This window comes from Mesorhizobium sp. M2A.F.Ca.ET.046.03.2.1 (genome assembly GCF_003952425.1).
Lineage (GTDB): Bacteria > Pseudomonadota > Alphaproteobacteria > Rhizobiales > Rhizobiaceae > Mesorhizobium.
Map to the genome: position 1 here is coordinate 1,605,892 of NZ_CP034449.1, position 20,922 is coordinate 1,626,813.

Below are 20,922 nucleotides of genomic sequence, written 5' to 3' on the forward strand. Positions count from 1 at the left end.
GAGTCCGGCATGAACAGGGAAGAACGGATCAGGCAGCGCGCCCACGAGATATGGGAACGCGAAGGCCGCCCCGAGGGGCGCCAGCAGGAACATTGGGATCAAGCCGTTCAGGAGATCGAGTCAGAAGGTTCGGAGGCCGAGCGCGGTCCGGTGGCGCCCGATCCTGCTGTTGGGGTCGGCTCGGACCTGGCCGCCAACAGGCCAGGCGGCTGAGGTCGCGGATGCGCCGTATCATATTCGCAGTTGGCCTTGTGGTGATCGTTCTGGTCGCCCTCTGGCTGTGGGCTGGCCAGAATGGCGGGCGTCCGGCTGGCGGTGCCCAGCAGCCCTCGCCTCATGCTATCGACCAGAATGGCTGAGACGATGAGGCGCTTCATCGCGCGGCGGTGTCGCCGGCCTTGTGCCGCTTTGCCTTGGCTGGAACGAGCCGGCCCGAGTTGGCGCGCAGTCCTCTGAAGAACTCCTCCACATAGGGCAGCAGTTCGAACAGCACGATAATGACCATCACGGCGGCAATATATGTCACCGGCAGTTGCTGATGTTTCCAGGTCAGATCGAAGCGAGCTTCTTCCGTTCCGGCGCCAAATAGCGCCAGGAATTGCCCCCAATGCAGCGCCACCACGATGACCAGGCCCATCAGCGGGATCATCTCCAGGAAGCTGTGCACATGCTGCTCGATAGGGCTCACCGTGCGCGCCGTGGTCGCGTAGCGCACGTCCCACATCGCTGTCGCTTCATGGACAAAGAAGGTGACGATCATCACGGAGACCACCAGGGCGTTCACCTCGAGGAACATTGCCGCAAGCAGCGGGATCCCGACCTCGGCGAACATCAGGAGATGGATGAGCGATTCCTTCGCGCCGGTGGTGGATTCTATGTGGGTCGCGCGGTGGCAGAGCCAATCGGCAAACCCCGCGATCAGCCAGACCGGCAAGACGAAATACATCAGGATGAGGACCATCGGATCGTCAAGCACGGCTGCCCCTATCTATCGCCATTGTCTGCGTCCCGCTTCAGCTTTGCCGCCTCGCGATCGAGCACGCGCGGATCGTTTCCGTATTTCAGGATCAGCGCCAGCGCCAACCCGCTTGGAATTCCCGCTCTTTCCGCGAGGTCGCGGACCCGTTCGGCATTCTCACGCTCGTTATCATCCTTGGAGGCTTCGCCGTGCGATGTCATGGTCCTGGTTCCGGCCAAGTCCCGCCTCGTGCCGAACCGCGGGCCGGCGCAATGGTTCCATGCCTGCCGGATCGGATCGAAGCGCATGCAGCGAACGGCCGGAACGGTTCACCCGTCGCTGCGTTCTAACATCTGGCTTCCCTGCGGCCTCCTGTCATGCGCGCCGATGTCGGCGCGGCATGGTCCAGGGCTGCGGTCTCACCACGTCGGAATGCCATTGACGGAGTTCGGGTGTGCGAAACCTCAGGGGACTTCACCTCTTGATTGCGGAGGACGAGTGGCTGCTCGCCAGCGATCTCGCGACCTTCTTCGCTGACATGGGCGCGATCATCCTGGGACCGGTGGCGACGCTGGAACAGGCCGGACGACATGCCAAAGCAGCCGAGGCCGCGATCCTGGACATCGACCTGCACGGCCGCAAGATTTTTCCGGTGGCGGACGAACTGATGCTGCGCAACGTGCCCTTCGTGTTCTTCAGCGGATATGACGACATCGCCATCCCCGAACATTTGCGTTTCGCCAGCAGCCTGAGCAAGTCCTCGAACCGCATCAGCCTGGTCGATGCGTTGTTCCCGCCGGAGCCCTCCGCAGAGCCAGCGACCGTCGCGCAGCCGGTGTCTGCGGCGGAGGACGTCGTCGCGCTGCTGCCCAAGCTCCGGCTTACCGCACGTTTGCTGCTGGACGATGCCGGGGCCTCTGACCGCCTTGTCGAGCACACTCTGGAACAGGCGCTTGAGGATATCGACAAAAGGCCCGAGGCCTCATCGATCGCCGACTGGCTGAACAGCATTATGCGCAGGATAGCCTGGTCGCGCGGAGCCTCTCTTTTGCACTGATCGGGCCGCCGGCGACCTGCGCTCGCCGGCAACTCTCTTATTGCACGAAGCGGCTTCTGAGCCATCCGAGGATCCGATTGCCCTTTACAATCCGACGCACCCGCGCGGCGGCCCAGCTGGCCTGCATCGTCGCGCCGGTATGGCAGCTGCAGACGACATCATGCAATTGCCAATCGGAGAGTTCGAAGAAGCGCTTCGCCTCGCCATAGGTGTCCGATTGCAACCCGGCCGCGCGCAGCAGCGGATCATCGAAGGCAACCGCGAGCGGCGAGCCATCCGCCCGCACCCGTTCACGGACGCCGGGATCGACATATTCGGTGCCCGTCAGCGCCGAGAGGCAACGCTGAGGATTGCGATCGAGCAATTCCGCCCACCGCTCGATCCGCTGCCTTCTCGTCGCAAGGGGAATCAAGCCGAGCCGATCGACGATTGCCACCGATTGAAGTTCGTATGAGGTCTGATGCTTCATTGCTGTCTCCTGTGGTTGTGGCGGCGACATCTGCACGGCGGCGCGGCAGGTTCTGCCGGGGCCTGAAGCCCACGCCAGCGAGGGCAGGCGCGGGCCGACCAGGTGTTGCCCACCCGTCTTCAACAGACGCCTTGGTATGGCGTCCGAAGCGAACCCGAACTGCCAGCGATCTCCTATGTTCCAGCCACCTTTTGGGACAGCGGGCAGGCGCTTGAACCGGCAGCGATGGAACATCGCGTGGATTGCATTGTTAAACACCTGACCGGTCGCTGAACCGCGATGGCGCCATCACCGCAACGGAGCGGTTCTTACAGCCCAATGGAGGCTCGTCGCGGAATGGCCCGTTCCACAAGCCCAACGAACAACCACAACATCATCGTTATCGGCGCGTCGGCCGGCGGGATCGAGCCTCTGAAGCGGATCGTCGCCGATCTGCCCGCCGATCTGGCGGCGGCCGTGTTCGTCGTGGTGCATATCGGCCAGGTCAGCTACCTGCCCGATATCCTCGACCGCGCGGGGAGGCTCGAAGCGCAGCCGGCCAGGAACGGCGCGGCGTTCAGGATGGGCTGCATCTATGTGGCGCCGCCGGGTTTCCATCTTCTCCTTCACGATGGCCATATGATGCTGCGGCGCGGCCCGCGCGAAAACCTCGCCCGGCCGGCCATCGATCCTTTGTTCCGTTCGGCGGCGCTGAGCTACGGCGCCAGCGTCATCGGCGTGCTGCTGTCGGGTGCGATGTCCGACGGCACCGCCGGGTTGAGGGCCGTCAAGGCCGTCGGCGGGCTGGCGGTCGTCCAGCATCCTAAAGATACGCTGGTACCTTCCATGGTGGAAAGCGCGCTGCATTATGTCGAGGTCGACCACTGCCTGCCTGCTGCCGAGCTCGGCGCTTTGCTTGCAAAGCTGACTGCCGAGCCGCCGGGCGAGACCTTTGCGGCACCGCCGATGGTAAGATTGGAAGCGGCCATCGCCGCGCAGGAGCATTCGACCATGAAAGACGAAGATCGACTTGGGCAATTGTCGGTGTTTACATGCCCGGAATGCCACGGGCCGTTGTGGGAGATCGAAGACGGTGACATGCTCCGCTATCGGTGTCATACCGGGCATGCCTTCACCGCCGACGCAGTGATAGAGGCTCAGGCTATCGAAGCGGACGAGATCCTGTGGAGCCTGCTTCGCTCGCATCAGCAGCGGGCGGAGTTTGCCCGGCGCATGGCCGAGCGGGAAAAGACACGGCGTCGCTCCGAACTGGCCAATCAGTTCGGCCAGCGGGCGCGGGAATACGAAGCGGATGCCGCCGTCATCGAGCGCATCCTTGAGAGCAGGCGAGCACGGTTAGGCGGCAATGGCGCGGGCGGCGAGGAAGACAGGCACGACAAGAGCGAAGGCTAACGACGCGCCCGAGGCCGCAACGGAGGGGGCACCTTTCCCGATTATCGGCATCGGCGCGTCGGCCGGCGGCATCGCGGCCCTGCAACGGTTCTTTCCCGAAGTGCCGGCCGAAAGCGGCTTTGCCTATGTGGTCATTCAACATCTCGATGCCGAGCACGAAAGCGTTCTCGCCAGCATCATCCAGCGGTCGACCTCGATCGAGACGCTGACGGCGGCCGAAGACATGGAGATCGAGCCCGACAAGATCTACGTCACGCCGCCCGGTGTATCGGTGACGGTGCGTGGCCAGCATTTCCATATGGCCAAAATGGCCACGACGCGCGCCAGACGGACGCCGATCGACGATTTCTTCACCTCGCTGGCGCAGGAGCAGTCGGAGAACGCGGCGGGAGTGATCCTGTCCGGCACTGGCAGTGACGGCACCATCGGGCTGAGAGCCGTCAAGGAACGCGGCGGCCTGACCTTGGCGCAGGAAAGCGCCGAGTATGACGGCATGATGCGCAGCGCCGTCCAGAGCGGCCTGGTCGACATGGTGCTTCCGGCCGAGGAAATGGCGGGCAAGCTCACCAGCTATTTCCGCCACGCCAACCACACCGATGGCGAGCGCGACCGCCGCAAGCGCGATGTCGCCGAGCAGCTTTCGCGCATCGCGGCGCTGCTTCGCGTGCGCACCGGCCATGATTTCAGCGGCTACAAGGACAACACGATCCTGCGCCGCATCCAGCGCCGGATGCAGGTGCTGCAGATCGACGACCCGATCGCCTTTTACGAGCGGCTGCGCGACGAGCCGCAGCAGGTCGATCTGCTCTTCCAGGACCTGCTGATCGGCGTCACCAGCTTCTTTCGCGACGAGCACGCCTTCGATGTGCTGGAAAGACTGGTCATTCCCCGGCTCTTCGAGAACCGAAAGCCCGACGAGACGATCCGTGTATGGGTGCCCGGCTGTGCGACGGGCGAAGAGGCCTATTCGATCGCTATGCTCTTAAAGGAGAGCGCTCCGCGGGGCGCCGCCTCGCCCAATCTGCAGATTTTCGCCACCGATATCGACGAGCGTGCGCTGGAGGTGGCCCGCGCCGGGCGCTATCCTGCAACGATCGCCACGGACATAACGCCGAAGCGGCTCAAGGAGTTCTTCTCGCGCGAGGACGGCACTTACCGCGTTTCGGCCGATCTGCGCGAGGTCTGTCTGTTTTCCTCGCACAACCTGTTGCGCGACCCGCCCTTCTCCAAGCTCGACCTGATCACCTGCCGGAACCTCCTGATCTATATGGGCCCGGAACTGCAGGAAAAAATCATTCCGATCTTCCACTACGCTCTGCGCAACAACGGCTATCTCTTTCTCGGATCCTCGGAGAACGTCACGCGGCACGCCCGCCTGTTCTCCACCGTGGACAAGGCGAGCCGCATCTTCCAGAAGCGTGGCGGGATGACCCCGCAGCGGTTGCCCGAATTCCCGCTCGCCGCCGCCGCCAGGCACACCGTGCCGAATACACGGCAGCGGGCGACGAACGGAACCTTGCAGGAAGTGGCGGAGCGTCTTCTCGTCGAGCGATTTGCGCCGGCCTATGTGGTGGTCAACGCTGGTGGCGAATTGATGCATAGTTCGGGCGGTACCGGCAAATATCTCGAGCTCGCCGCGGGCGCCCCCGACCACAACGTCTTTTCCATGGCAAGGCGGGGCCTTCGCATGGACCTGCGCGCGGCGCTCCACAAGGCGGCCAGCACAGGACAGGTGGCGATCCAGAACAAGATCACCGTCGGCACCAATGGCGGCCGGCAGACGATCAGCCTGGCCGTGCAACCGTTGCCCTCCGACGGCTCGGCGGACCCGCTCTACATGCTGGTCTTCCGCGACATCGGCGGCATCAAGGCGGAGTCGGAGGACGAGCCCGTCCACACGACCGACGATGTCGAAAGCGCCAATGTCAGCCAGCTCGAAAGGGAGCTGAGGGAAACCAAGGAGCGGCTGCAGATTACCACGGAGGAGCTCGAATCCTCCAATGAGGAGCTGAAATCCTCCAACGAGGAATTGTCGTCGATCAACGAGGAGCTGCAGTCGTCCAACGAGGAACTGGAAACCTCGAAGGAGGAGCTGCAGTCGATCAATGAGGAACTGCAGACGGTCAATGCCGAGCTCAACATTCGCGTCGACGAGCTCAGCCGCGCCAACAACGACATGGCCAACCTGCTCGAAAGCACGCAGATCGCCACCGTGTTTCTCGACCGCGACCTCTGCATCAAGAGCTTCACTCCGACCGCCCGCGACCTTTTCCGCCTGGTCGAGAGCGATGTCGGTCGGCCGCTGGCGCATGTGCGGCCGCGCTTCCCCGCTGACGGGCTGCAGGCCGACATGGAGCAGGTGCTGCTGAGGCTTGGCACGATCGAGCGGCAGGTCGAAGGTACCGACAGCGGCCGGCGCTACATCATGCGCGTCCTGCCCTATCGCACCGTCGACAACGTGATTGCCGGCGTCGTCGTCACCTTTGTCGATGTCACGCAGATCGCGCGGGCGGAGGAAAAGATCGGCGTGCTCTCGCACGACCTGCGCAACCGCGTCGAAAGCCTCGAGACCCTGCTCGACCTGGTGCCGGTCGGCATCTTCATCGCCGAAGACGGCGACGGCGCGGAGATCCGCGCCAACCGCCGCGCGGTGGAATTCATGGGGCAGCGCTCCACCGGCGACAAGCTCATTTCAGTTCCCGCCGTCCTGCCGCTGACGCTCAACGGCGTTAAGGTGGATGCTGAAGAGCAGCCTCTGCGAAAGGCGATTCGCACCGGAAAACCTATCCCCGGCTACGAAGCGCAAATCCTGCACGAGAATGGTTCGGGCATCGACGTGATGATGTCGGCCAACCCGCTTTTCGACGAAAACGGCAAGGTGCGCGGCGCCATCGCGACCCTTGTCGACATATCGAGCCACAAGGAGGCAGAGCGCAGCCAGGAGAGATTGCTGCACGAACTGCAACATCGCGTGAAGAACATCCTGGCCACAGTCACCGCGCTGGCTTCACGCATGGTTGGCACATCGAGTTCAATCGGTGATTTCTTTTCCTCGTTCCAGCAGCGGCTGCAGGCAATGGGCCGAACGCACGAAGTGCTGTCTTCCTACAACTGGCGCGATGCCGATCTCGAGCAGCTGCTGCGGGCAGTTCTAACGCCCTACAGCAGCAAGCTTCGCCAGAACATCGTCATTGACGGAAAATCACTGCAGCTCGGCGCAAGCGTGGCCGCGACACTTGGCATGGTGTTCTTCGAGCTTGCTAGCAATGCGGCGAAATATGGGGCGCTCTCGACCGAGGACGGCCGCGTCGAAGTGGCCTGGAGAACCGACAAATCGGGTGTGCTGTCAATCCGATGGAAGGAAATCGGCGGGCCTGCCGTAGACGAGCCGACGCGACTGAATTTCGGAACAAGCTTTATAAAGCAAAGTTTAGAGTATGAGCTTGGGGGGAAGGTCGACCTGCGGTTCGAGCCCTCCGGGCTTGAGTGCGACATCCAGATACCGTTGGCACCCGCCACGGACCGCTGACATCCTCGCGCTGGGTACCGGGAATGAACACGAATACACTCTTGTCCGACCTTAAAGTCCTGGTGGTTGAGGACGTGTTCATGCTTGCGCAGGACTTGGCCGACCAGTTGAGCGGTGCCGGATGCACCGTGGTCGGACCGGTGCCCACGGTTCAACAAGCGCTGGATCAAGCGGACAGTATCGCCCTGGATGGTGCCGTGCTGGACGTGAATCTTCGCGGCGAGCGAAGCTTTCCTTTGGCCGAGCATCTGGCGCGTGGCGGCGTGCCTTTCATTTTTCTCACCGGATATGACAGCGTCACCGTCTTCCCCGATCAATTCAGGGACGCGCAGAAGCTAGCCAAGCCCGTCGACTACAAGATGCTGATCGAGGCGGTGTCGCGGTTCCGCAAAGGTGATGCCGCGTCGGGCTGAAGTCCAGCTTGGGCTCGTTGAATTGGCCTGATCTATTGCTCGGTGCGATCCCCTACCAATTGGCTCGCCAGTTCGACCAGATGCCGGATCGGCGCCGGCTTGGGCACATAAGGCGCGCCGTGGAAGATCGGCGACTGGAACTCCGGATCGTAGCCCGAATGGACGACGAAAGGCACGCCCGCTTCCTTGAGGCGGGCGGCGGTGACACCGCGCTGGCCATCGAGCAGTTGGATATCGATAATGGCAAGGTCCGGCCTGTGATCGTCCAGCCAAGTCGCGGCTGCCCGCTCGGACGCCACGCAGGCCGCCTCGAAACCTCGCTCCTTCAGGCCATTCGCCACGTCCGACGCAATCAGATATTCGTCTTCAATGATCAGTGCCAAGGGCGTTGCCATGGCGACCTCCTATGACAGGCGCATTTCTGCCGGACGCACGACTGATCGTACTCCGCCGGCCAGGGAAACGCACCACGCTTTGCTTCGGAGCGGTTTCGAGCTCCCCAACAGGATTTGGACCGGCCTGGTTCAACCCCGTCTCCTGCTGAAGTTCAATCACGTCGGGGTGGGACAAGGCCGCGCGGGCATCAAGCAGGCGAAGGAACTCAGGTCTCAGCCCGTCGCCTCGTGAACTCGCAAGCGCATGCAGTGACATGAGGGAACGCATCATATTACCTTTCACAGATGCCGCCTCCCTCACATGGCGGCGGTTGCCCTTTCCTGCCTTGCTTCTTCGAAATCGACGGACACGACGACAGCGCCGTCGCCGCCACGAACCCGAACCGCCCAGCCGTCCTGAAAGGGTTCGGCCGCATCGTCGAGCAGATCGATCGCCGACCGCAACGCTTCGTCATGAACGGCTTCCAGGTTGGGCAAGTCCACGCCTTCGAGCCGCCTCACATTGCCACCCTCGCGATATTCGAATGTGTAGGGACCCTCACCTGTATCGCTTTGCCGCTGGATGCCGGGCCGGCCGCCATCTGCGTTCCCCTGCGAGCGGTCTTGTGCAGGCAGGCCGCCGAAAGCCGCGCACTGAACCATCAACTCTTTGGCGCGATCAACAAGGGCGCCGTGGTCAAGCAACGGATTGGACACGACCATCGTGACAGCGATGTTTTCGCCGCCCTCGCCGACAAATTCGACCGTCACAGTTCCGGGACTGGCATGTATCGCTGTGTCGAGAACTTGCATTCCTGCCTCTTTCTCTTGGTGTTGAGAATACAAAGCTGCCCTGCTCCGGAAAGTTCCCTCCGAGTTTCAAGAAGGCGCGGTTGGAACAGCGGGGCCGGATGAAGGTTTGGGAACAAAGGAGGCGCCGAATGTCACCCAACCCACGCACACCGGCCGAGGCCCGCGGCGAAATCCAGGCCGGCAGGACGCAGGACAAGACACCCGGATTCGACCCGGCGGCGGCACCGCAGGAAGCAGACGCCGAAGCCGGTGCTGTCTCGACGTCCGCCGCGCCGGCCGAGCCGCGCAAACCGAACTTCACCAACCAGTCGAGCTTTGCCAACGCGATGCGACCGCCGGAGAACGCGCCACACCTCGAGCCGAGCAGGAACGGGCCGGTCCTGGTCATCGTGGCGCTGGTTGTCCTGGCCGCGGTCGCCTTTCTGCTCGCCGCGGCCCTGCACTAGCCATGGAAGGAACATCATTCGCCGTCCCAGGTTTGATAACGCAGGAGGTTATTGCGATGCCCAGCTTGAGAAGTCTGTTTCGCCATCTTTGGCGCTGGAAAGCACAGCCTGCGACCGCCCCCTCTCCAGTGGATGCCATTGTGCGGCTGCTGCGCGACGCCGAGAAGCAGCGCGGATCCCGCCGTTCGGAATGACCGCATCCTGACGGTTATGTCTCCGGTGGATCGAGCGATCGCCGGAGTCACTCCTCGTCAAAGATATGCTCGTGGATGATACCGAGGATCTGCAGCTTCACTGTTTCCCGCGCCTCGGGTTTCACGAAGGCCATCAGCAGATCGACCGTCTCCTCCACCCGCCGCGGCAGGTCGGCGCTCGGATCGCTCAGATAGCTGCCATGGGCATAGAGGTTTTCGGTCAGCTTCTTGTTCAGGTCGGAAAAGAGTCCCATGGCGATTGCTCCTTGCCGATCCAACAGCCAGAGCGCCCACGCGGTTCCCTCGGCCGAAGGCATTGCAGTTTCATCGTGCGGAATCCTCCGATCCCAAGGAACATTCGGTCCAACCGGATGTTCGGCCGAACCACTCAGGAGGATCGAATGGGAAACGGGAAACTGGCGGTGGTCACCGGTGCCTCGAGCGGCATCGGCAGGGAGCTCGCGAAACTCTGCGCCAAGGACGGCTACGATCTGGTCATCGTCGCCGATGAGCCGGCCATCGAGCAGGCCGCGGAGGCGCTCCGATCGCACGGCGTCTCGGTCGATGCGGTGGAGGCCGACCTTGCACGCGAGAATGGCGCCGACAAATTGATCGCCGAGATCGGCGACCGCGACATCGATCTCCTGTTCCTCAACGCGGGGCGCGGCCTGGGCCGGGGCTTTATCGACCAGGATTGGAACGAGGCACGCCGCGTCATCGACACCAACATCACCGGCACGGTCTATTTGGCCCATCGGCTCGGCCGCAAGATGGTCGGACGCGGTCGCGGCCGGATCCTGTTCACAGGCTCGATCGCCGGCTTCACGCCAGGCACGTTCCAGGCGGTCTACAACGGCACCAAGGCCTTCATCGATTCCTTCGCCATCGCGCTGCGTCACGAGCTGAAGGACAGCGGCGTGAGCGTCACCGTGCTGATGCCGGGCGCCACGCAGACGCGCTTCTTCGAGCGCGCCGACATGATGGATACCGAGATCGGGGTGCAAGAGAAGGACAATCCCGCCGATGTGGCCAGGGACGGCTACGACGCCTTGATGGCCGGCGAGGAGCAAGTGGTCAGCGGCTGGAAGAACAAGATGCAGGCCGCCGCCGCCCATGTCACACCGGCCGGCATGCTGGCCGAACAGCACCGCAACATGGCCGAACCGGGTTCGGCGAAGAATGGCTGAAAACGCGGGCTCTGATCCGGGAACATTCCCGCCCAGCGCCAGTTCGGTTCGTAGCCCGCTAAGCATCGACAACCCAAAGGAACAACCGATGAAAGCCCTGACCTGGCATGGCAAAGGCGACATTCGTTGCGACCAGGTCGCCGACCCGGCGATCGAGAACGATCGCGACATCATCATCAAGGTCACGTGCTGCGCCATATGCGGCTCGGACCTGCATCTGATGGACGGCTACATGCCGACGATGAAATCGGGCGACGTGCTGGGCCACGAGACCATGGGGGAAGTGGTGGAAGTCGGCCGCGCTCACACGAAGTTCAAGAAGGGCGATCGCGTCGTCGTTCCCTTCAACATCTCCTGCGGCGAGTGCTGGTTCTGCCAGAACGGCCTGTTCTCGCTCTGCGACCGCTCGAACCCCAACGCCGAGCAGGCCGCCAAGGTGATGGGCCAGTCGCCAGCGGGCCTGTTCGGCTATTCGCATCTGGTCGGCGGCTATTGGGGAGGACAGGCCGAGTATCTGCGCGTGCCCTTTGCCGATGTCGGCCCGATCAAGGTGCCTGACGGCATGGATGACGAGCAGGTGCTGTTCCTGTCCGATATCTTTCCCACCGGCTACATGGCGGCCGAGAACGCCGGGATCCAGGAAGGCGACACTGTCGCCATCTGGGGCTGCGGGCCGGTCGGGCAGTTCGCCATCCAGAGCGCCTGGATGCTCGGCGCGGGCCGTGTCATTGCCATCGACAAAGTGCCGGAACGGCTCGCCATGGCGCGTGATTACGGCAAGGCCGAGACGCTCGATTTCAGCAATTCCGATATTTACGATGCCCTGATGGCCATGACCGACGGTCGCGGCCCTGACAGTTGCATAGACTGCGTCGGCACCGAGGCCGATGCCACCGCAACGTCCGATTCCATGCTCGATAAGGCCAAGGCCACCGTCTATCTCGGCACCGACCGGCCGCATGTGCTGCGCGAGGCGATCTATTGCTGCCGCAAGGGCGGCACGATCTCGGTGCCCGGCGTCTATATCGGCCTGGTGGATCACATTCCGTTCGGCGCGGCGATGAACAAGGGGCTGACTTTCCGCATGGGCCAGACCCATACTCACCGCTATCTCGAGCCGCTGCTGCAGAAGGTGCTAAGCGGCGAGATCGACCCGTCCTTCGTCATCACCCACCGCGCGGGCCTGGAGGAAGGACCGGATCTCTACAAGACATTCCGCGACAAGCAGGACGGCTGCATCAAGGTGGTGATGCGCCCGCACGGCTGATCGCGCGGATAGCGAACGGCTGAACGAGGAAAGGTTCGAAAATGGCTGAACCGAAAGACACGTCCAAGCCTGCGGTGAAATCGCCCGATCCCGGGGGGCTTCCGCATCCGCATCGCGATGCGCAGGACCGCGATGCGGGCGCGAGACCGACTGCCCCAAAGACCTCAGGCGCACGGGAGCCCTCGACCTCGCCGCTCGACAATCCTGTTGCAAACCGCAACGCCGGTCGACGGCGCCAGACCGGGCAGACACCCAGGCCGACGGACAAGCCGCTCGATTGAGCGGCACGAACAAATGCGGCAGCCTGACCGCCTGCCGCGGCGCCGTTGCAGGGCCTCCTCTCCCTCCAACGGCGCCACGACGCCAGCTTCTCGACCCACTAGAGCGTTTCGCCGTTTCACGGAAACGGCGAGCCGCTCTATCTCTTTGTTTTGACGCAATTCCGAACGGAAAACCGCTGACACTTTTCCTGGAATTGCTCTAGTCCTTCTGGCTGCGCTCGACGAATTTGTTGAAGCGGCTCGTTCCTCCGCCGCCGGCTTCATCCTGATGCAGGAAGGCTAGGTCGTTCTCGTCGAAAATGCGGAAGAATTCGTCCCACTCGATCGGTTCCAGCGTGTCTTCGGGCTCGCCGAAATCGATGCGCAGAATGCCGCCCTTGCCTTTCGTGCGAACGACGGCCGGCTGACCATCGCGTTCTTCCACCCATTTCCGGATCTCGTCGTGATTGGTGGTCGTCTTGGCCTCGGACATGGATTTCCCTTTCTCGCAGCGGGGATTGGTGAGCGGCCCTAACAGCAGCCAAAGGGCAATGTTCCACCGGGTTGCACAGCCCTTGTCCGAGCTGCGTGACCTCCCGCGGCGGGAACTTTGTTGATGCAGGGAACAAACCTTTTACCGCGCAGTTCGGGGCGCCGAAGCAAAATCCGCAAGGGAGTCATCGTGAAACGAGTATTGGTTACGGGAGGTTGCGGCTTCATCGGCCGCCACGTCGCCCAGGAACTCGCCGACCATGGTTATCGCGTGCGCCTGCTCGATGCACTTGTCGACCAGGTACACGGCGCCGAAGCCATCAACCTTCCGACCGGAGCCGAGCTGATCAAGGGCGACGTGCGCGATCGCGATGCGGTCGCCGAGGCGGTTTCGGATATCGACGCGGTCATCCACCTGGCGGCCGAGGTCGGCGTCGGCCAGTCCATGTACGAGATCGCCCGCTATGTCGGCACCAACGACCTCGGCACGGCGGTGCTGCTCGAGGCACTCATCAAGCATCCGGTCGAACGGATCGTCGTGGCATCCTCCATGAGCATCTATGGCGAAGGCCTCTACCGGACTGCGGACGGCGAGCGGATGGATAATGCCCGACGCAAGCACGCTGACATCAAGGACGGCCTGTGGGATCTCAGATCGGCATCGGGCGAGGCCCTGTCGCCGATTCCCACGGACGAGGAGAAGCGGCCGGATCTCGCCTCGATCTACGCGCTGACCAAATACGCGCAGGAGCGCGCGGTGCTGATCTTCGGCCAGGCCTATGACATCGATGCGGTGGCGCTGCGCCTCTTCAACGTCTTCGGCGCCGGACAGGCGCTTTCCAATCCCTATACCGGCGTTCTCGCCAACTTCGCCTCGCGTCTCGCCAGCGGCAAGCGGCCGACGATCTTCGAGGACGGCGAGCAGAAGCGTGACTTCGTGCATGTGCGCGACGTCGCCACCGCTTTCCGGCTTGCTCTGGAACAGCGCCAGGCCGCCGGCCATGCCATCAATATCGGCAGCGGCCACGCCTATTCGATCAGCGAAGTGGCTCGCCTGCTTGCCAGGGCGATGGGTATTCCCAAGCGCCCGCCTGAAATCCTGGGCAAGGCGCGCTCCGGCGATATCCGCAACTGCTTCGCCGACATTGCCAAGGCGCGCGAGCTGCTCGGCTTCGAGCCGAAGCATCGACTGGAAAATTCGCTCGGCGAATTCGCCGCCTGGGTTCGCAACAGCGTCGTCATCGACCGGGGCGCCGACATGCGGCGCGAGCTGGAAGAGCGAGGATTGGTCTCATGACCCAGACGCACCGCCCCGCCCGACAGGCGCCCGTGGCCGTTATCGGGGGCAGCGGCTTCATCGGCTCCAACCTGGCCGACAGCCTGCTTTCCGATGGAGAGACAGTGCTGGTCGTCGACAATCTCAGCCGTCCAGGCGTCGAGCAGAATCTCGATTGGCTGGCGCAAAAGCATGGCGAGCGGCTGATCGTCGAAATCGTCGACATTCGCGATCTGAGCGCGTTGGCCACCGCACTGGCGCCGGCCAAAGCGATTTTCCATCTGGCCGCTCAAACAGCCGTGACGACCAGCCTGAGCGATCCTGCTGAAGACTTCGACATAAACCTCAAGGGGACGTTCAACGTGCTGGAAGCGGCCCGCGGCACCGGAGCTCCCGTGGTCTTCGCCAGCACCAACAAAGTCTATGGCAGCCTGCCCCAGATCGCGGTTCGGCAAGCCGACGATCACTATGAACCGCTCGACGAGGAGGTGCGTACGAGCGGCGTCGCTGAGAAGGTCGGCCTTGATTTCTGCACGCCCTATGGCTGCTCGAAGGGCGCGGCGGATCAGTATGTGCTCGACTATTCCAAGTCCTATGGCTTGCCGACGGCGGTGCTGCGTATGAGCTGCATCTACGGGCCGCGCCAGTTCGGCACCGAGGACCAGGGCTGGGTCGCGCATTTTCTTCTCAGCGCGCTGTCGGGCCGGCCGATCACCGTTTACGGCGACGGCCGGCAGGTGCGCGACATCCTGCATGTGTCCGATGCCGTGGCCGCCTATCGCGGCGTGCTCGCCAGGATCGAGGACCTGAAAGGCCAGGCGTTCAATCTGGGCGGCGGCCCGCGCAACGCGGTCAGCCTGCGCCTGCTGCTGGCGGAGATCGCCGACATGACCGGCAGCGACATCGCGATCCGCCACGACCACGAGCGCACCGGCGATCAGCCCTACTTCGTCGCCGATACGCGCAAGCTGCAAGCCACGATCGGCTGGCAAGCGCATGTCCTATGGCGCGAAGGCGTCTGCGATCTCGCCAACTGGCTGCTGCGGCATCGGCTCCAATCGCGCCCCGAAGCCACGAGGTACGTCGCATGAAGGTAGCCCTGGTCAATCCGTTCTGGACGTATGAGCACAGCATCTATTTCGGCTGCCGCCAGCCGCATCTGCCGCTGGAGCTCGGCTATTCCAAAGCGATGTTGGAGGCCGATGGACACGACGTCCTGATGCTGGACGGACAATTGCAGGCCCTCGACAACGCGGCGCTGGCCGAGCAGGTGGCGTCATTCGCGCCGGACATGACGGTGGTGACCACCGCCCCGACCTATCTGTTCTGGCGCTGCGCGCCGCCGGAACTGCGTGTTCCCGGAGAATTCCTCAACCATCTCGCCGGGCGCGGCGGCCGCACGGTGGCGGTCGGACCGCACGGCTCGGCGACGCCGGCGCCCACCTTGCGCAAGCTCGGCGTCGATGTCGTCGTGCGCGGCGAATGCGAGGAGGTCGTGGCTGAACTCGCGCGGCAAAGCGACTGGAGCAAGGTCGCGCATACGGCCAGCCTCCAGGGCGACGGTCTCGCCTGCAATGGCGGCGTTCATGTCAGCCCGTTCGTCGATCACCTGGCGCTCACCTGGCCGTCCGACTGGATCGCGGCGCATGGCCACCACCACCACAGGTTCGATACCGTCCAGAAGGGCGCCGGCGCCGAGGTGGAGGCCTCGCGCGGCTGTCCCTACAATTGCAGCTTCTGCGCCAAGATCGATTTTCGCGATGCCTATCGGCGCAGAAAGCACGATGCCATCGTCGCCGAGATCGACGGGCTGATCGCGCAAGGCGTCGGCTACATCTATTTCATCGACGAAATCTTCCTGCCGCAGAAGGCGCTGCTGGAAGCGCTGGTCGATCGCGACGTTCAATTCGGCGTCCAGACGCGCATCGATCTGTGGAAGCCGGAACTGCTCGAGCTGCTCGGCGCGGCAGGCTGCGTCTCGATCGAAGCAGGCCTTGAAAGCCTGACCGTCGAGGGCCGCGCGATGCTGGCCAAGCGCTGCCGCCTCGACACTGAGGACCTCGCAGCGCTTCTTATCGACGCCCGCCGCAACGTGCCTTTCGTCCAGGCCAATCTGATCGGCGTGGTTGAGGACGACCCGGCGCTGGTGGATTATTGGCGCAAGCACCTCATCGATCATGGCGTCTGGGCGAACGAGCCCGTGCCGCTCTACCCCTATCCGAGCTCGCCCAGCTATCGCGAACTCTGGGGCGAACCCGACGACCTCGCCTGGGAGCGCGCGCATGAGCACTACCTCGCCTCCTTCCGCTCGTTCAGCGACATCCAGGACCAGCGCCCGCATGCGCTGGCCGAGTTGGAGTCCTCATGCTGCAATCACTGATCCATCGTCCGCGGCGCATCCTGATGACGACCGACGCCGTCGGCGGGGTGTGGCGCTACTCGCTCGACCTGGCTCGCGAGCTGGCGGCCGGCGGCGACAGCATCGTGCTTGCCGGGCTGGGGCCGGAGCCTTCCCCGGAGCAGGCGCGTGAGGCGCAGTCTTTCGCCACGCTGGTTTGGCTGAAAAGCCCGCCGGACTGGATGACGCGCGATGAAAAAGATCTCGACCGCTTGCCGGGCGAATTGCGAAGCCTTGCCAAGACCTATGCGATCGATCTCGTCCATCTCAATGCGCCGGCGCAAGCCGCCGGACTTGATCTGACATGTCCCATCGTCGCGGTCTCGCATTCATGCGTGGCCACCTGGCTGCACGCGGTGCGTGGGCAGGCGCCGGCGGACGCCTGGTCCTGGCAGCGAGATCGCAACAGGGCCGGATTCGATCGCGCCGATGTCGTTATCGCTCCGAGCCGAAGCCATGCCGAGATGCTCCAAGCCTGCTACGGCGCGATCGCAGGCTTGGGCGTCGTCCATAATGGCGCCCTGCCCGGCCCGAGGCCGGGACGGCGCGAGCGTTTTGTCTTCGCTGCCGCGCGCTGGTGGGACGAGGGCAAGAACGCGGCATCGCTCGACGCCGCCGCCGCGCTCTGCGCCTGGCCCGTTCAGGCCGCCGGTCCGCTCGCCGGCCCCGACGGACAGCGCGCCCGTTTCGACCACTGCGTCTCTCTCGGTTCAATCGACCACCGCGAGGTTCGGCGCCGCATGAGGCGGGCCGGCATCTTCGTGTCAACTTCCATCTACGAGCCCTTCGGGCTGGCCGCCCTGGAGGCAGCGCTCTCGGCCACGCCGCTGGTGCTCGCCGATATCGCGACCTACCGCGAGATCTGGGACGGCGCGGCCATGTTCTTCAACTCGCGTGATCCACACGCGCTGGCCGGCTGCATCGAGAGCCTGTCCCGTGACGAAAGCTTGCGGCGCAAGCTCGGCAGGCGCGCCGCGCGGCAGGCACGCAAATTCTCGCTGGGCAAGCAAGTGAGGATGATGCGCGACATCTACAATCGGGCGGCGCTGACCGCAGCGGGGCGTTGACCATGCGTTTTCTGTTCTACACCCATTCGGCGGTTTCCGACTGGAACCACGGCAACGCGCACTTCCAGCGCGGCATCATGCGCGAGCTTGTGGCGCGCGGCCATGAGGTGATCGCGCTGGAGCCCGCCGACGGCTGGAGCCGATCGAACCTGCTCGCCCAGCAAGGCCCCTTCGCCGTCGAGCGCTTCCGCAAGGATTTTCCGGAATTGATGGCGGTGACCTACGACGCGGGTTTCCAGCATGAGTCCTGGCTCGCCGGCGCAGATATCGTCATCGTTCATGAATGGACTGACCCTGAGCTCGTCGCTCGCATCGGCCGCATTCGGGGCCGGGGTGGCGATTTCACGCTGCTGTTCCATGACACCCATCATCGCGCCGTATCGGCGACGCAGGCGATCGCGGTGCTTCAGCTCGAGCATTATGACGGGGTTCTGGTCTTCGGCGAAGTGCTGCGGGAGAGCTATCTTCGTGCCGGCTGGGGCAGACGGGTCTTCACCTGGCATGAGGCGGCGGACGAACGGCTGTTCAAGCCGCTGCCCGAGATCGACCGTGAGTCTGATCTCGTCTGGATCGGCAATTGGGGCGACGACGAACGCAGCGCCGAGATCGCCGAGTTCCTGATCGAGCCCGCGCACGCCCTCGCGCCGTCGGGAACCGTGCACGGCGTGCGCTATCCGCCGGATGCGCTGACGGCCCTCGCGGATACCGGCTTGCGCTATGAAGGCTGGATCGCCAATGCCGACGTGCCGAAGGCCTTCGCCCGGCATCGCGTCACCATGCACATCCCACGCCGGCCCTACCGGGAGAGCCTGCCGGGCATTCCCACCATTCGCATGTTCGAGGCGCTGGCCTGCGGCATTCCGCTTGTGTCTGCGCCATGGTCGGATGTCGAAGGCCTGTTCCGCTCCGGAACGGATTTCCTCTTCGCCCGAAACGGCGCCGAGATGCGAGACCACCTCCGCGACGTGCTGAACGATCGCCAGCTAGCGGACGCGCTGGCCGCATCGGGCCTGGAGACCATCCAGGCGCGGCACACATGCCGGCATCGCGGCGACGAGCTGTTCGACATCCTCGCCGCATGCGGCAATCGCGCGGCGGCTGAAATCAAGCCTGCAAGGGAGGCGGCCGCATGAAGATTGCCTTTTACGGATCGAGCCTTCTGTCGTCCTACTGGAACGGCGCCGCCACCTATTACCGCGGCCTGCTCAAGGCACTGTCGCAGAGCGGCTATGACATCGTCTTCTATGAGCCCGACGTCTACGACCGGCAGAAGCATCGCGACATCGAAGCTCCGGACTGGTGCAGCGTCGTGGTCTACGAGCCGACTCCGCATGCGCTGATGCAGGTCGCCTCGCGCGCCGCGCAGGCAGACGTTGTCGTCAAGGCAAGCGGCGTCGGCTTCGAAGACGATGCGCTGCTGCGGGCAGTCCTCGACAATGCCCGCCCGGACGCGCTGACCGTTTTCTGGGATGTCGACGCGCCGGCGACCCTGAGCGAGTTGCGCAACGACGCCGAACACCCGTTGCATGAGGCACTGAAGAGGATCGGCATCGTGCTGACTTACGGCGGCGGCGACCCGGTCGTCTGGGATTATCGTGCGCTCGGCGCCGCGGAATGCGTGCCGATCTACAACGCGCTCGATCCTGAGACGCATCATCCGGTCGCCGCAAATCCGCGCTTTGCCTGCGACCTGGCCTTCCTCGGCAATCGGCTGCCCGACCGTGAGGCGCGCGTCGACGCCTTCTTCCTCGACCCGGCCCGCAGGCTCGGCAGCCAGCGCTTCCTGCTGGGCGGTTCCGGCTGGGACGACAAGTCCCTGCCCCCGAATGTCTCATGGCTGGGGCATGTCGGCACCAACGATCACAACGCCTTCAACGTCACGCCGAAGGCCGTGCTCAACATCAGCCGCGACAGCATGGCGGCCAACGGGTTTTCGCCCGCGACCCGTGTCTTCGAGGCGGCGGGGGCCGGCGCGTGCCTTCTGACCGACGCCTGGCTCGGCATCGAATTTTTCCTGACCCCCGGCGAAGAGATCCTGGTCGCCCGCGACGGGGCCGATGTCGCCGAGATCATGCGCACGCTGACGCCACAGCGGGCGGAGGCGATCGGCGCGGCAGCGCTGCGGCGCGTTCGGGCCGAGCATACCTACACGCTGAGGGCTCGGCTGGTGGACGACATCTTCAAGGCGCATTTCGAGCGCCGCGCAATGGAGGCTGCGGAATGACGAAACCGCTCGACATCGTTTTCCTTGGGCTCTCCCTGTCTTCGTCCTGGGGCAACGGCCATGCGACGACTTTCCGCGGATTGCTGCGCGCGCTCAACGATCTCGGCCATCGCGTCACCTTCCTCGAACGCGACGTCTCCTGGTACGCGCATCATCGGGACCTGCGCGATCCCGATTTCTGCGACTTGCGCTACTACGAGACAGTCTCGGAGCTGCGCCGAAACCACCGGCGGGAGCTGCAGCGCGCCGATGCAGTGGTGATAGGCTCCTTCGTGCCGGAAGGCAGGGTGATCATCGACGATCTTGCTTCGCTCTGCACGGGGCAGTTCTGCTTTTATGACATCGACACACCGGTGACGCTGGCGCGGGTTGCCGATGACGATTGCGACTATCTTGCCCGCAGGCAGATTCCCTATTTCGACGTCTACTTCTCCTTCACCGGCGGACCGACGCTGGAGCGGCTGGAGTCCGAGTTCGGCGCGCGCCGGGCGGAGGCGCTCTACTGCTCCGTCGATCCGACGCGACATCGTCGCACCAGACACGCCATCGAATGGGACCTTGGCTATCTTGGCACCTACAGCGCCGATCGCCAGCCCTCATTGGAAGCGCTGCTTCTGGAGCCTGCGCGACGCCTGCCCGACCGCCGCTTCGTCGTCGCCGGCTCGCAATATCCCTCCGATATCGCCTGGCCGGACAATGTCGAGCGGATCGAGCACCTGCCGCCTTCTGGACATGCCGCCTTCTACAGCCGCCAGCGCTATACGCTGAACCTTACGCGGGCGTCGATGATCGCGGCCGGATGGTCGCCCAGCGTGCGGCTTTTCGAAGCCGCTGCCTGCGGCACGCCGATCATAAGCGACCGCTGGCCCGGGCTCGACGATTTCTTCCCGGGACCGGCGATCGAGACGGCAGCTTTTGCCGCAGATGTCGAGGAGATCCTCAGCGCCAAATCCGAGCGGGCAAGGCTCGACATGGCCAGACGGGCGCGCGAGGCGGTGCTTTCAAGACATACCGCCATGGCAAGGGCACGTGAATTCGTTTCGGCGCTGACGCCGTCTGTGGGGATGCGTCCGGCGGTCGATCTTGACGTCGAAAGTGCGGCATGA

At 64.0% G+C, this 20,922-nt stretch carries 23 protein-coding genes; 16 read left to right on the forward strand and 7 right to left on the reverse strand.

Annotated features, from left to right (window positions below):
* The first annotated feature begins 9 nt into the window (after window positions 1-9).
* A complete protein-coding gene (locus EJ072_RS07690) occupies window positions 10-213 on the forward strand; it encodes a DUF2934 domain-containing protein (protein ID WP_126079178.1) in 204 nt (67 codons plus the stop codon).
* A 160-nt stretch (window positions 214-373) separates the two neighbouring features.
* Here EJ072_RS07690 and EJ072_RS07695 read toward each other — a convergent pair whose 3' ends face one another.
* Window positions 374-976 carry a diguanylate cyclase gene (locus EJ072_RS07695; protein ID WP_126079179.1) on the reverse strand — a complete coding sequence of 201 codons (603 nt, stop codon included), beginning with the start codon at window positions 974-976 and terminating at the stop codon, window positions 374-376.
* An 8-nt stretch (window positions 977-984) separates the two neighbouring features.
* Window positions 985-1,179: a hypothetical protein gene (locus EJ072_RS07700; RefSeq protein WP_126079180.1), complete on the reverse strand. Its 195-nt coding sequence runs from the start codon at window positions 1,177-1,179 to the stop codon at window positions 985-987.
* 260 nt (window positions 1,180-1,439) lie between these two features.
* On the opposite strand from EJ072_RS07700, the gene EJ072_RS07705 reads away from it, so the two are divergent.
* On the forward strand, window positions 1,440-2,015 hold the full coding sequence (locus EJ072_RS07705) for a response regulator (protein WP_245467248.1): 576 nt from the start codon (window positions 1,440-1,442) through the stop codon (window positions 2,013-2,015).
* Between the two features lie 37 nt (window positions 2,016-2,052).
* On the opposite strand, the gene EJ072_RS07710 is transcribed toward EJ072_RS07705, so the two are convergent.
* Window positions 2,053-2,484, reverse strand: coding sequence for a hypothetical protein (locus EJ072_RS07710; RefSeq protein ID WP_126079182.1), 432 nt, complete (start codon window positions 2,482-2,484; stop codon window positions 2,053-2,055).
* A 336-nt stretch (window positions 2,485-2,820) separates the two neighbouring features.
* Between EJ072_RS07710 and EJ072_RS07715 the strand changes: the two genes are divergently transcribed.
* The 3 genes from EJ072_RS07715 to EJ072_RS07725 are packed head-to-tail and all read left to right on the forward strand — an operon-like array spanning window position 2,821 to window position 7,818.
* A complete protein-coding gene (locus EJ072_RS07715; RefSeq protein ID WP_245467249.1) occupies window positions 2,821-3,876 on the forward strand; it encodes a chemotaxis protein CheB in 1,056 nt (351 codons plus the stop codon).
* Window positions 3,830-7,405 carry a CheR family methyltransferase gene (locus EJ072_RS07720; protein WP_126079184.1) on the forward strand — a complete coding sequence of 1,192 codons (3,576 nt, stop codon included), beginning with the start codon at window positions 3,830-3,832 and terminating at the stop codon, window positions 7,403-7,405. The genes EJ072_RS07715 and EJ072_RS07720 overlap by 47 nt, the downstream gene beginning before the upstream one ends.
* A 23-nt stretch (window positions 7,406-7,428) precedes the next feature.
* Window positions 7,429-7,818 carry a response regulator gene (locus EJ072_RS07725; protein ID WP_126079185.1) on the forward strand — a complete coding sequence of 130 codons (390 nt, stop codon included), beginning with the start codon at window positions 7,429-7,431 and terminating at the stop codon, window positions 7,816-7,818.
* 32 nt (window positions 7,819-7,850) lie between these two features.
* Here EJ072_RS07725 and EJ072_RS07730 read toward each other — a convergent pair whose 3' ends face one another.
* Both EJ072_RS07730 and EJ072_RS07735 read right to left on the reverse strand, forming a co-directional pair.
* Window positions 7,851-8,213: a response regulator gene (locus tag EJ072_RS07730; RefSeq protein WP_126079186.1), complete on the reverse strand. Its 363-nt coding sequence runs from the start codon at window positions 8,211-8,213 to the stop codon at window positions 7,851-7,853.
* 297 nt (window positions 8,214-8,510) lie between these two features.
* A complete protein-coding gene (locus tag EJ072_RS07735) occupies window positions 8,511-9,005 on the reverse strand; it encodes a hypothetical protein (protein WP_126079187.1) in 495 nt (164 codons plus the stop codon).
* Between the two features lie 128 nt (window positions 9,006-9,133).
* Between EJ072_RS07735 and EJ072_RS07740 the strand changes: the two genes are divergently transcribed.
* The gene (locus EJ072_RS07740) at window positions 9,134-9,451 is read left to right on the forward strand and encodes a hypothetical protein (protein WP_126079188.1); all 318 of its coding nucleotides are present in this window, start codon (window positions 9,134-9,136) and stop codon (window positions 9,449-9,451) included.
* Between the two features lie 241 nt (window positions 9,452-9,692).
* On the opposite strand, the gene EJ072_RS07745 is transcribed toward EJ072_RS07740, so the two are convergent.
* Window positions 9,693-9,962, reverse strand: coding sequence for a hypothetical protein (locus EJ072_RS07745; protein WP_245467250.1), 270 nt, complete (start codon window positions 9,960-9,962; stop codon window positions 9,693-9,695).
* An 84-nt stretch (window positions 9,963-10,046) separates the two neighbouring features.
* Here EJ072_RS07745 and EJ072_RS07750 point away from each other — a divergent pair, with 84 nt between their 5' ends.
* From EJ072_RS07750 to EJ072_RS07760, 3 genes are all read left to right on the forward strand, one after another.
* Entirely contained in the window at window positions 10,047-10,832 is a 786-nt protein-coding gene (locus EJ072_RS07750; RefSeq protein WP_126079189.1) for an SDR family NAD(P)-dependent oxidoreductase, read from the forward strand.
* Window positions 10,833-10,920: 88 nt separating this feature from the next.
* Window positions 10,921-12,099, forward strand: coding sequence for a zinc-dependent alcohol dehydrogenase (locus EJ072_RS07755; RefSeq protein ID WP_126062618.1), 1,179 nt, complete (start codon window positions 10,921-10,923; stop codon window positions 12,097-12,099).
* Window positions 12,100-12,140: 41 nt separating this feature from the next.
* Window positions 12,141-12,380, forward strand: a complete 240-nt coding sequence (locus tag EJ072_RS07760) for a hypothetical protein (protein ID WP_126079190.1) — start codon at window positions 12,141-12,143, stop codon at window positions 12,378-12,380.
* Between the two features lie 199 nt (window positions 12,381-12,579).
* Here the strand turns inward: EJ072_RS07760 and EJ072_RS07765 are convergent, their stop codons facing one another.
* The gene (locus tag EJ072_RS07765) at window positions 12,580-12,852 is read right to left on the reverse strand and encodes a hypothetical protein (RefSeq protein WP_042647258.1); all 273 of its coding nucleotides are present in this window, start codon (window positions 12,850-12,852) and stop codon (window positions 12,580-12,582) included.
* A 189-nt stretch (window positions 12,853-13,041) separates the two neighbouring features.
* On the opposite strand from EJ072_RS07765, the gene EJ072_RS07770 reads away from it, so the two are divergent.
* Genes EJ072_RS07770 through EJ072_RS07800 form a run of 7 tightly spaced genes read left to right on the forward strand, consistent with a single transcriptional unit; the run spans window position 13,042 to window position 20,922 of the window.
* Window positions 13,042-14,148 (forward strand): SDR family NAD(P)-dependent oxidoreductase, encoded by a 1,107-nt coding sequence (locus tag EJ072_RS07770; RefSeq protein WP_126079191.1) that lies wholly within the window; start codon window positions 13,042-13,044, stop codon window positions 14,146-14,148.
* A complete protein-coding gene (locus EJ072_RS07775) occupies window positions 14,145-15,218 on the forward strand; it encodes an NAD-dependent epimerase/dehydratase family protein (RefSeq protein ID WP_126079192.1) in 1,074 nt (357 codons plus the stop codon). Before EJ072_RS07770 ends, EJ072_RS07775 begins: the two co-directional genes overlap by 4 nt.
* Window positions 15,215-16,507: a TIGR04295 family B12-binding domain-containing radical SAM protein gene (locus EJ072_RS07780; RefSeq protein WP_126079193.1), complete on the forward strand. Its 1,293-nt coding sequence runs from the start codon at window positions 15,215-15,217 to the stop codon at window positions 16,505-16,507. The genes EJ072_RS07775 and EJ072_RS07780 overlap by 4 nt, the downstream gene beginning before the upstream one ends.
* A complete protein-coding gene (locus tag EJ072_RS07785) occupies window positions 16,492-17,592 on the forward strand; it encodes a glycosyltransferase family 4 protein (protein WP_126079194.1) in 1,101 nt (366 codons plus the stop codon). Before EJ072_RS07780 ends, EJ072_RS07785 begins: the two co-directional genes overlap by 16 nt.
* 2 nt (window positions 17,593-17,594) lie before the next feature.
* On the forward strand, window positions 17,595-18,725 hold the full coding sequence (locus tag EJ072_RS07790; RefSeq protein ID WP_126079195.1) for a glycosyltransferase: 1,131 nt from the start codon (window positions 17,595-17,597) through the stop codon (window positions 18,723-18,725).
* Entirely contained in the window at window positions 18,722-19,816 is a 1,095-nt protein-coding gene (locus EJ072_RS07795) for a glycosyltransferase (RefSeq protein ID WP_126079196.1), read from the forward strand. The genes EJ072_RS07790 and EJ072_RS07795 overlap by 4 nt, the downstream gene beginning before the upstream one ends.
* Window positions 19,813-20,922: a glycosyltransferase gene (locus EJ072_RS07800; protein ID WP_126079197.1), complete on the forward strand. Its 1,110-nt coding sequence runs from the start codon at window positions 19,813-19,815 to the stop codon at window positions 20,920-20,922. The genes EJ072_RS07795 and EJ072_RS07800 overlap by 4 nt, the downstream gene beginning before the upstream one ends.

Excerpts from the sequence above, each read along its gene's own strand:
- EJ072_RS07765 (WP_042647258.1), bottom strand. The coding sequence starts at position 12,852 with ATGTCCGAGGCCAAGACGACCACCAATCACGACGAGATCCGGAAATGG.
- EJ072_RS07755 (WP_126062618.1), top strand. The coding sequence starts at position 10,921 with ATGAAAGCCCTGACCTGGCATGGCAAAGGCGACATTCGTTGCGACCAG.
- EJ072_RS07795 (WP_126079196.1), top strand. The coding sequence starts at position 18,722 with ATGAAGATTGCCTTTTACGGATCGAGCCTTCTGTCGTCCTACTGGAAC.
- EJ072_RS07735 (WP_126079187.1), bottom strand. The coding sequence starts at position 9,005 with ATGCAAGTTCTCGACACAGCGATACATGCCAGTCCCGGAACTGTGACG.
- EJ072_RS07700 (WP_126079180.1), bottom strand. The coding sequence starts at position 1,179 with ATGACATCGCACGGCGAAGCCTCCAAGGATGATAACGAGCGTGAGAAT.
- EJ072_RS07690 (WP_126079178.1), top strand. The coding sequence starts at position 10 with ATGAACAGGGAAGAACGGATCAGGCAGCGCGCCCACGAGATATGGGAA.
- EJ072_RS07790 (WP_126079195.1), top strand. The coding sequence starts at position 17,595 with ATGCGTTTTCTGTTCTACACCCATTCGGCGGTTTCCGACTGGAACCAC.
- EJ072_RS07785 (WP_126079194.1), top strand. The coding sequence starts at position 16,492 with ATGCTGCAATCACTGATCCATCGTCCGCGGCGCATCCTGATGACGACC.
- EJ072_RS07725 (WP_126079185.1), top strand. The coding sequence starts at position 7,429 with ATGAACACGAATACACTCTTGTCCGACCTTAAAGTCCTGGTGGTTGAG.
- EJ072_RS07740 (WP_126079188.1), top strand. The coding sequence starts at position 9,134 with ATGTCACCCAACCCACGCACACCGGCCGAGGCCCGCGGCGAAATCCAG.
- EJ072_RS07720 (WP_126079184.1), top strand. The coding sequence starts at position 3,830 with ATGGCGCGGGCGGCGAGGAAGACAGGCACGACAAGAGCGAAGGCTAAC.
- EJ072_RS07745 (WP_245467250.1), bottom strand. The coding sequence starts at position 9,962 with ATGCCTTCGGCCGAGGGAACCGCGTGGGCGCTCTGGCTGTTGGATCGG.
- EJ072_RS07730 (WP_126079186.1), bottom strand. The coding sequence starts at position 8,213 with ATGGCAACGCCCTTGGCACTGATCATTGAAGACGAATATCTGATTGCG.
- EJ072_RS07715 (WP_245467249.1), top strand. The coding sequence starts at position 2,821 with ATGGCCCGTTCCACAAGCCCAACGAACAACCACAACATCATCGTTATC.
- EJ072_RS07750 (WP_126079189.1), top strand. The coding sequence starts at position 10,047 with ATGGGAAACGGGAAACTGGCGGTGGTCACCGGTGCCTCGAGCGGCATC.
- EJ072_RS07710 (WP_126079182.1), bottom strand. The coding sequence starts at position 2,484 with ATGAAGCATCAGACCTCATACGAACTTCAATCGGTGGCAATCGTCGAT.
- EJ072_RS07775 (WP_126079192.1), top strand. The coding sequence starts at position 14,145 with ATGACCCAGACGCACCGCCCCGCCCGACAGGCGCCCGTGGCCGTTATC.
- EJ072_RS07780 (WP_126079193.1), top strand. The coding sequence starts at position 15,215 with ATGAAGGTAGCCCTGGTCAATCCGTTCTGGACGTATGAGCACAGCATC.
- EJ072_RS07760 (WP_126079190.1), top strand. The coding sequence starts at position 12,141 with ATGGCTGAACCGAAAGACACGTCCAAGCCTGCGGTGAAATCGCCCGAT.
- EJ072_RS07800 (WP_126079197.1), top strand. The coding sequence starts at position 19,813 with ATGACGAAACCGCTCGACATCGTTTTCCTTGGGCTCTCCCTGTCTTCG.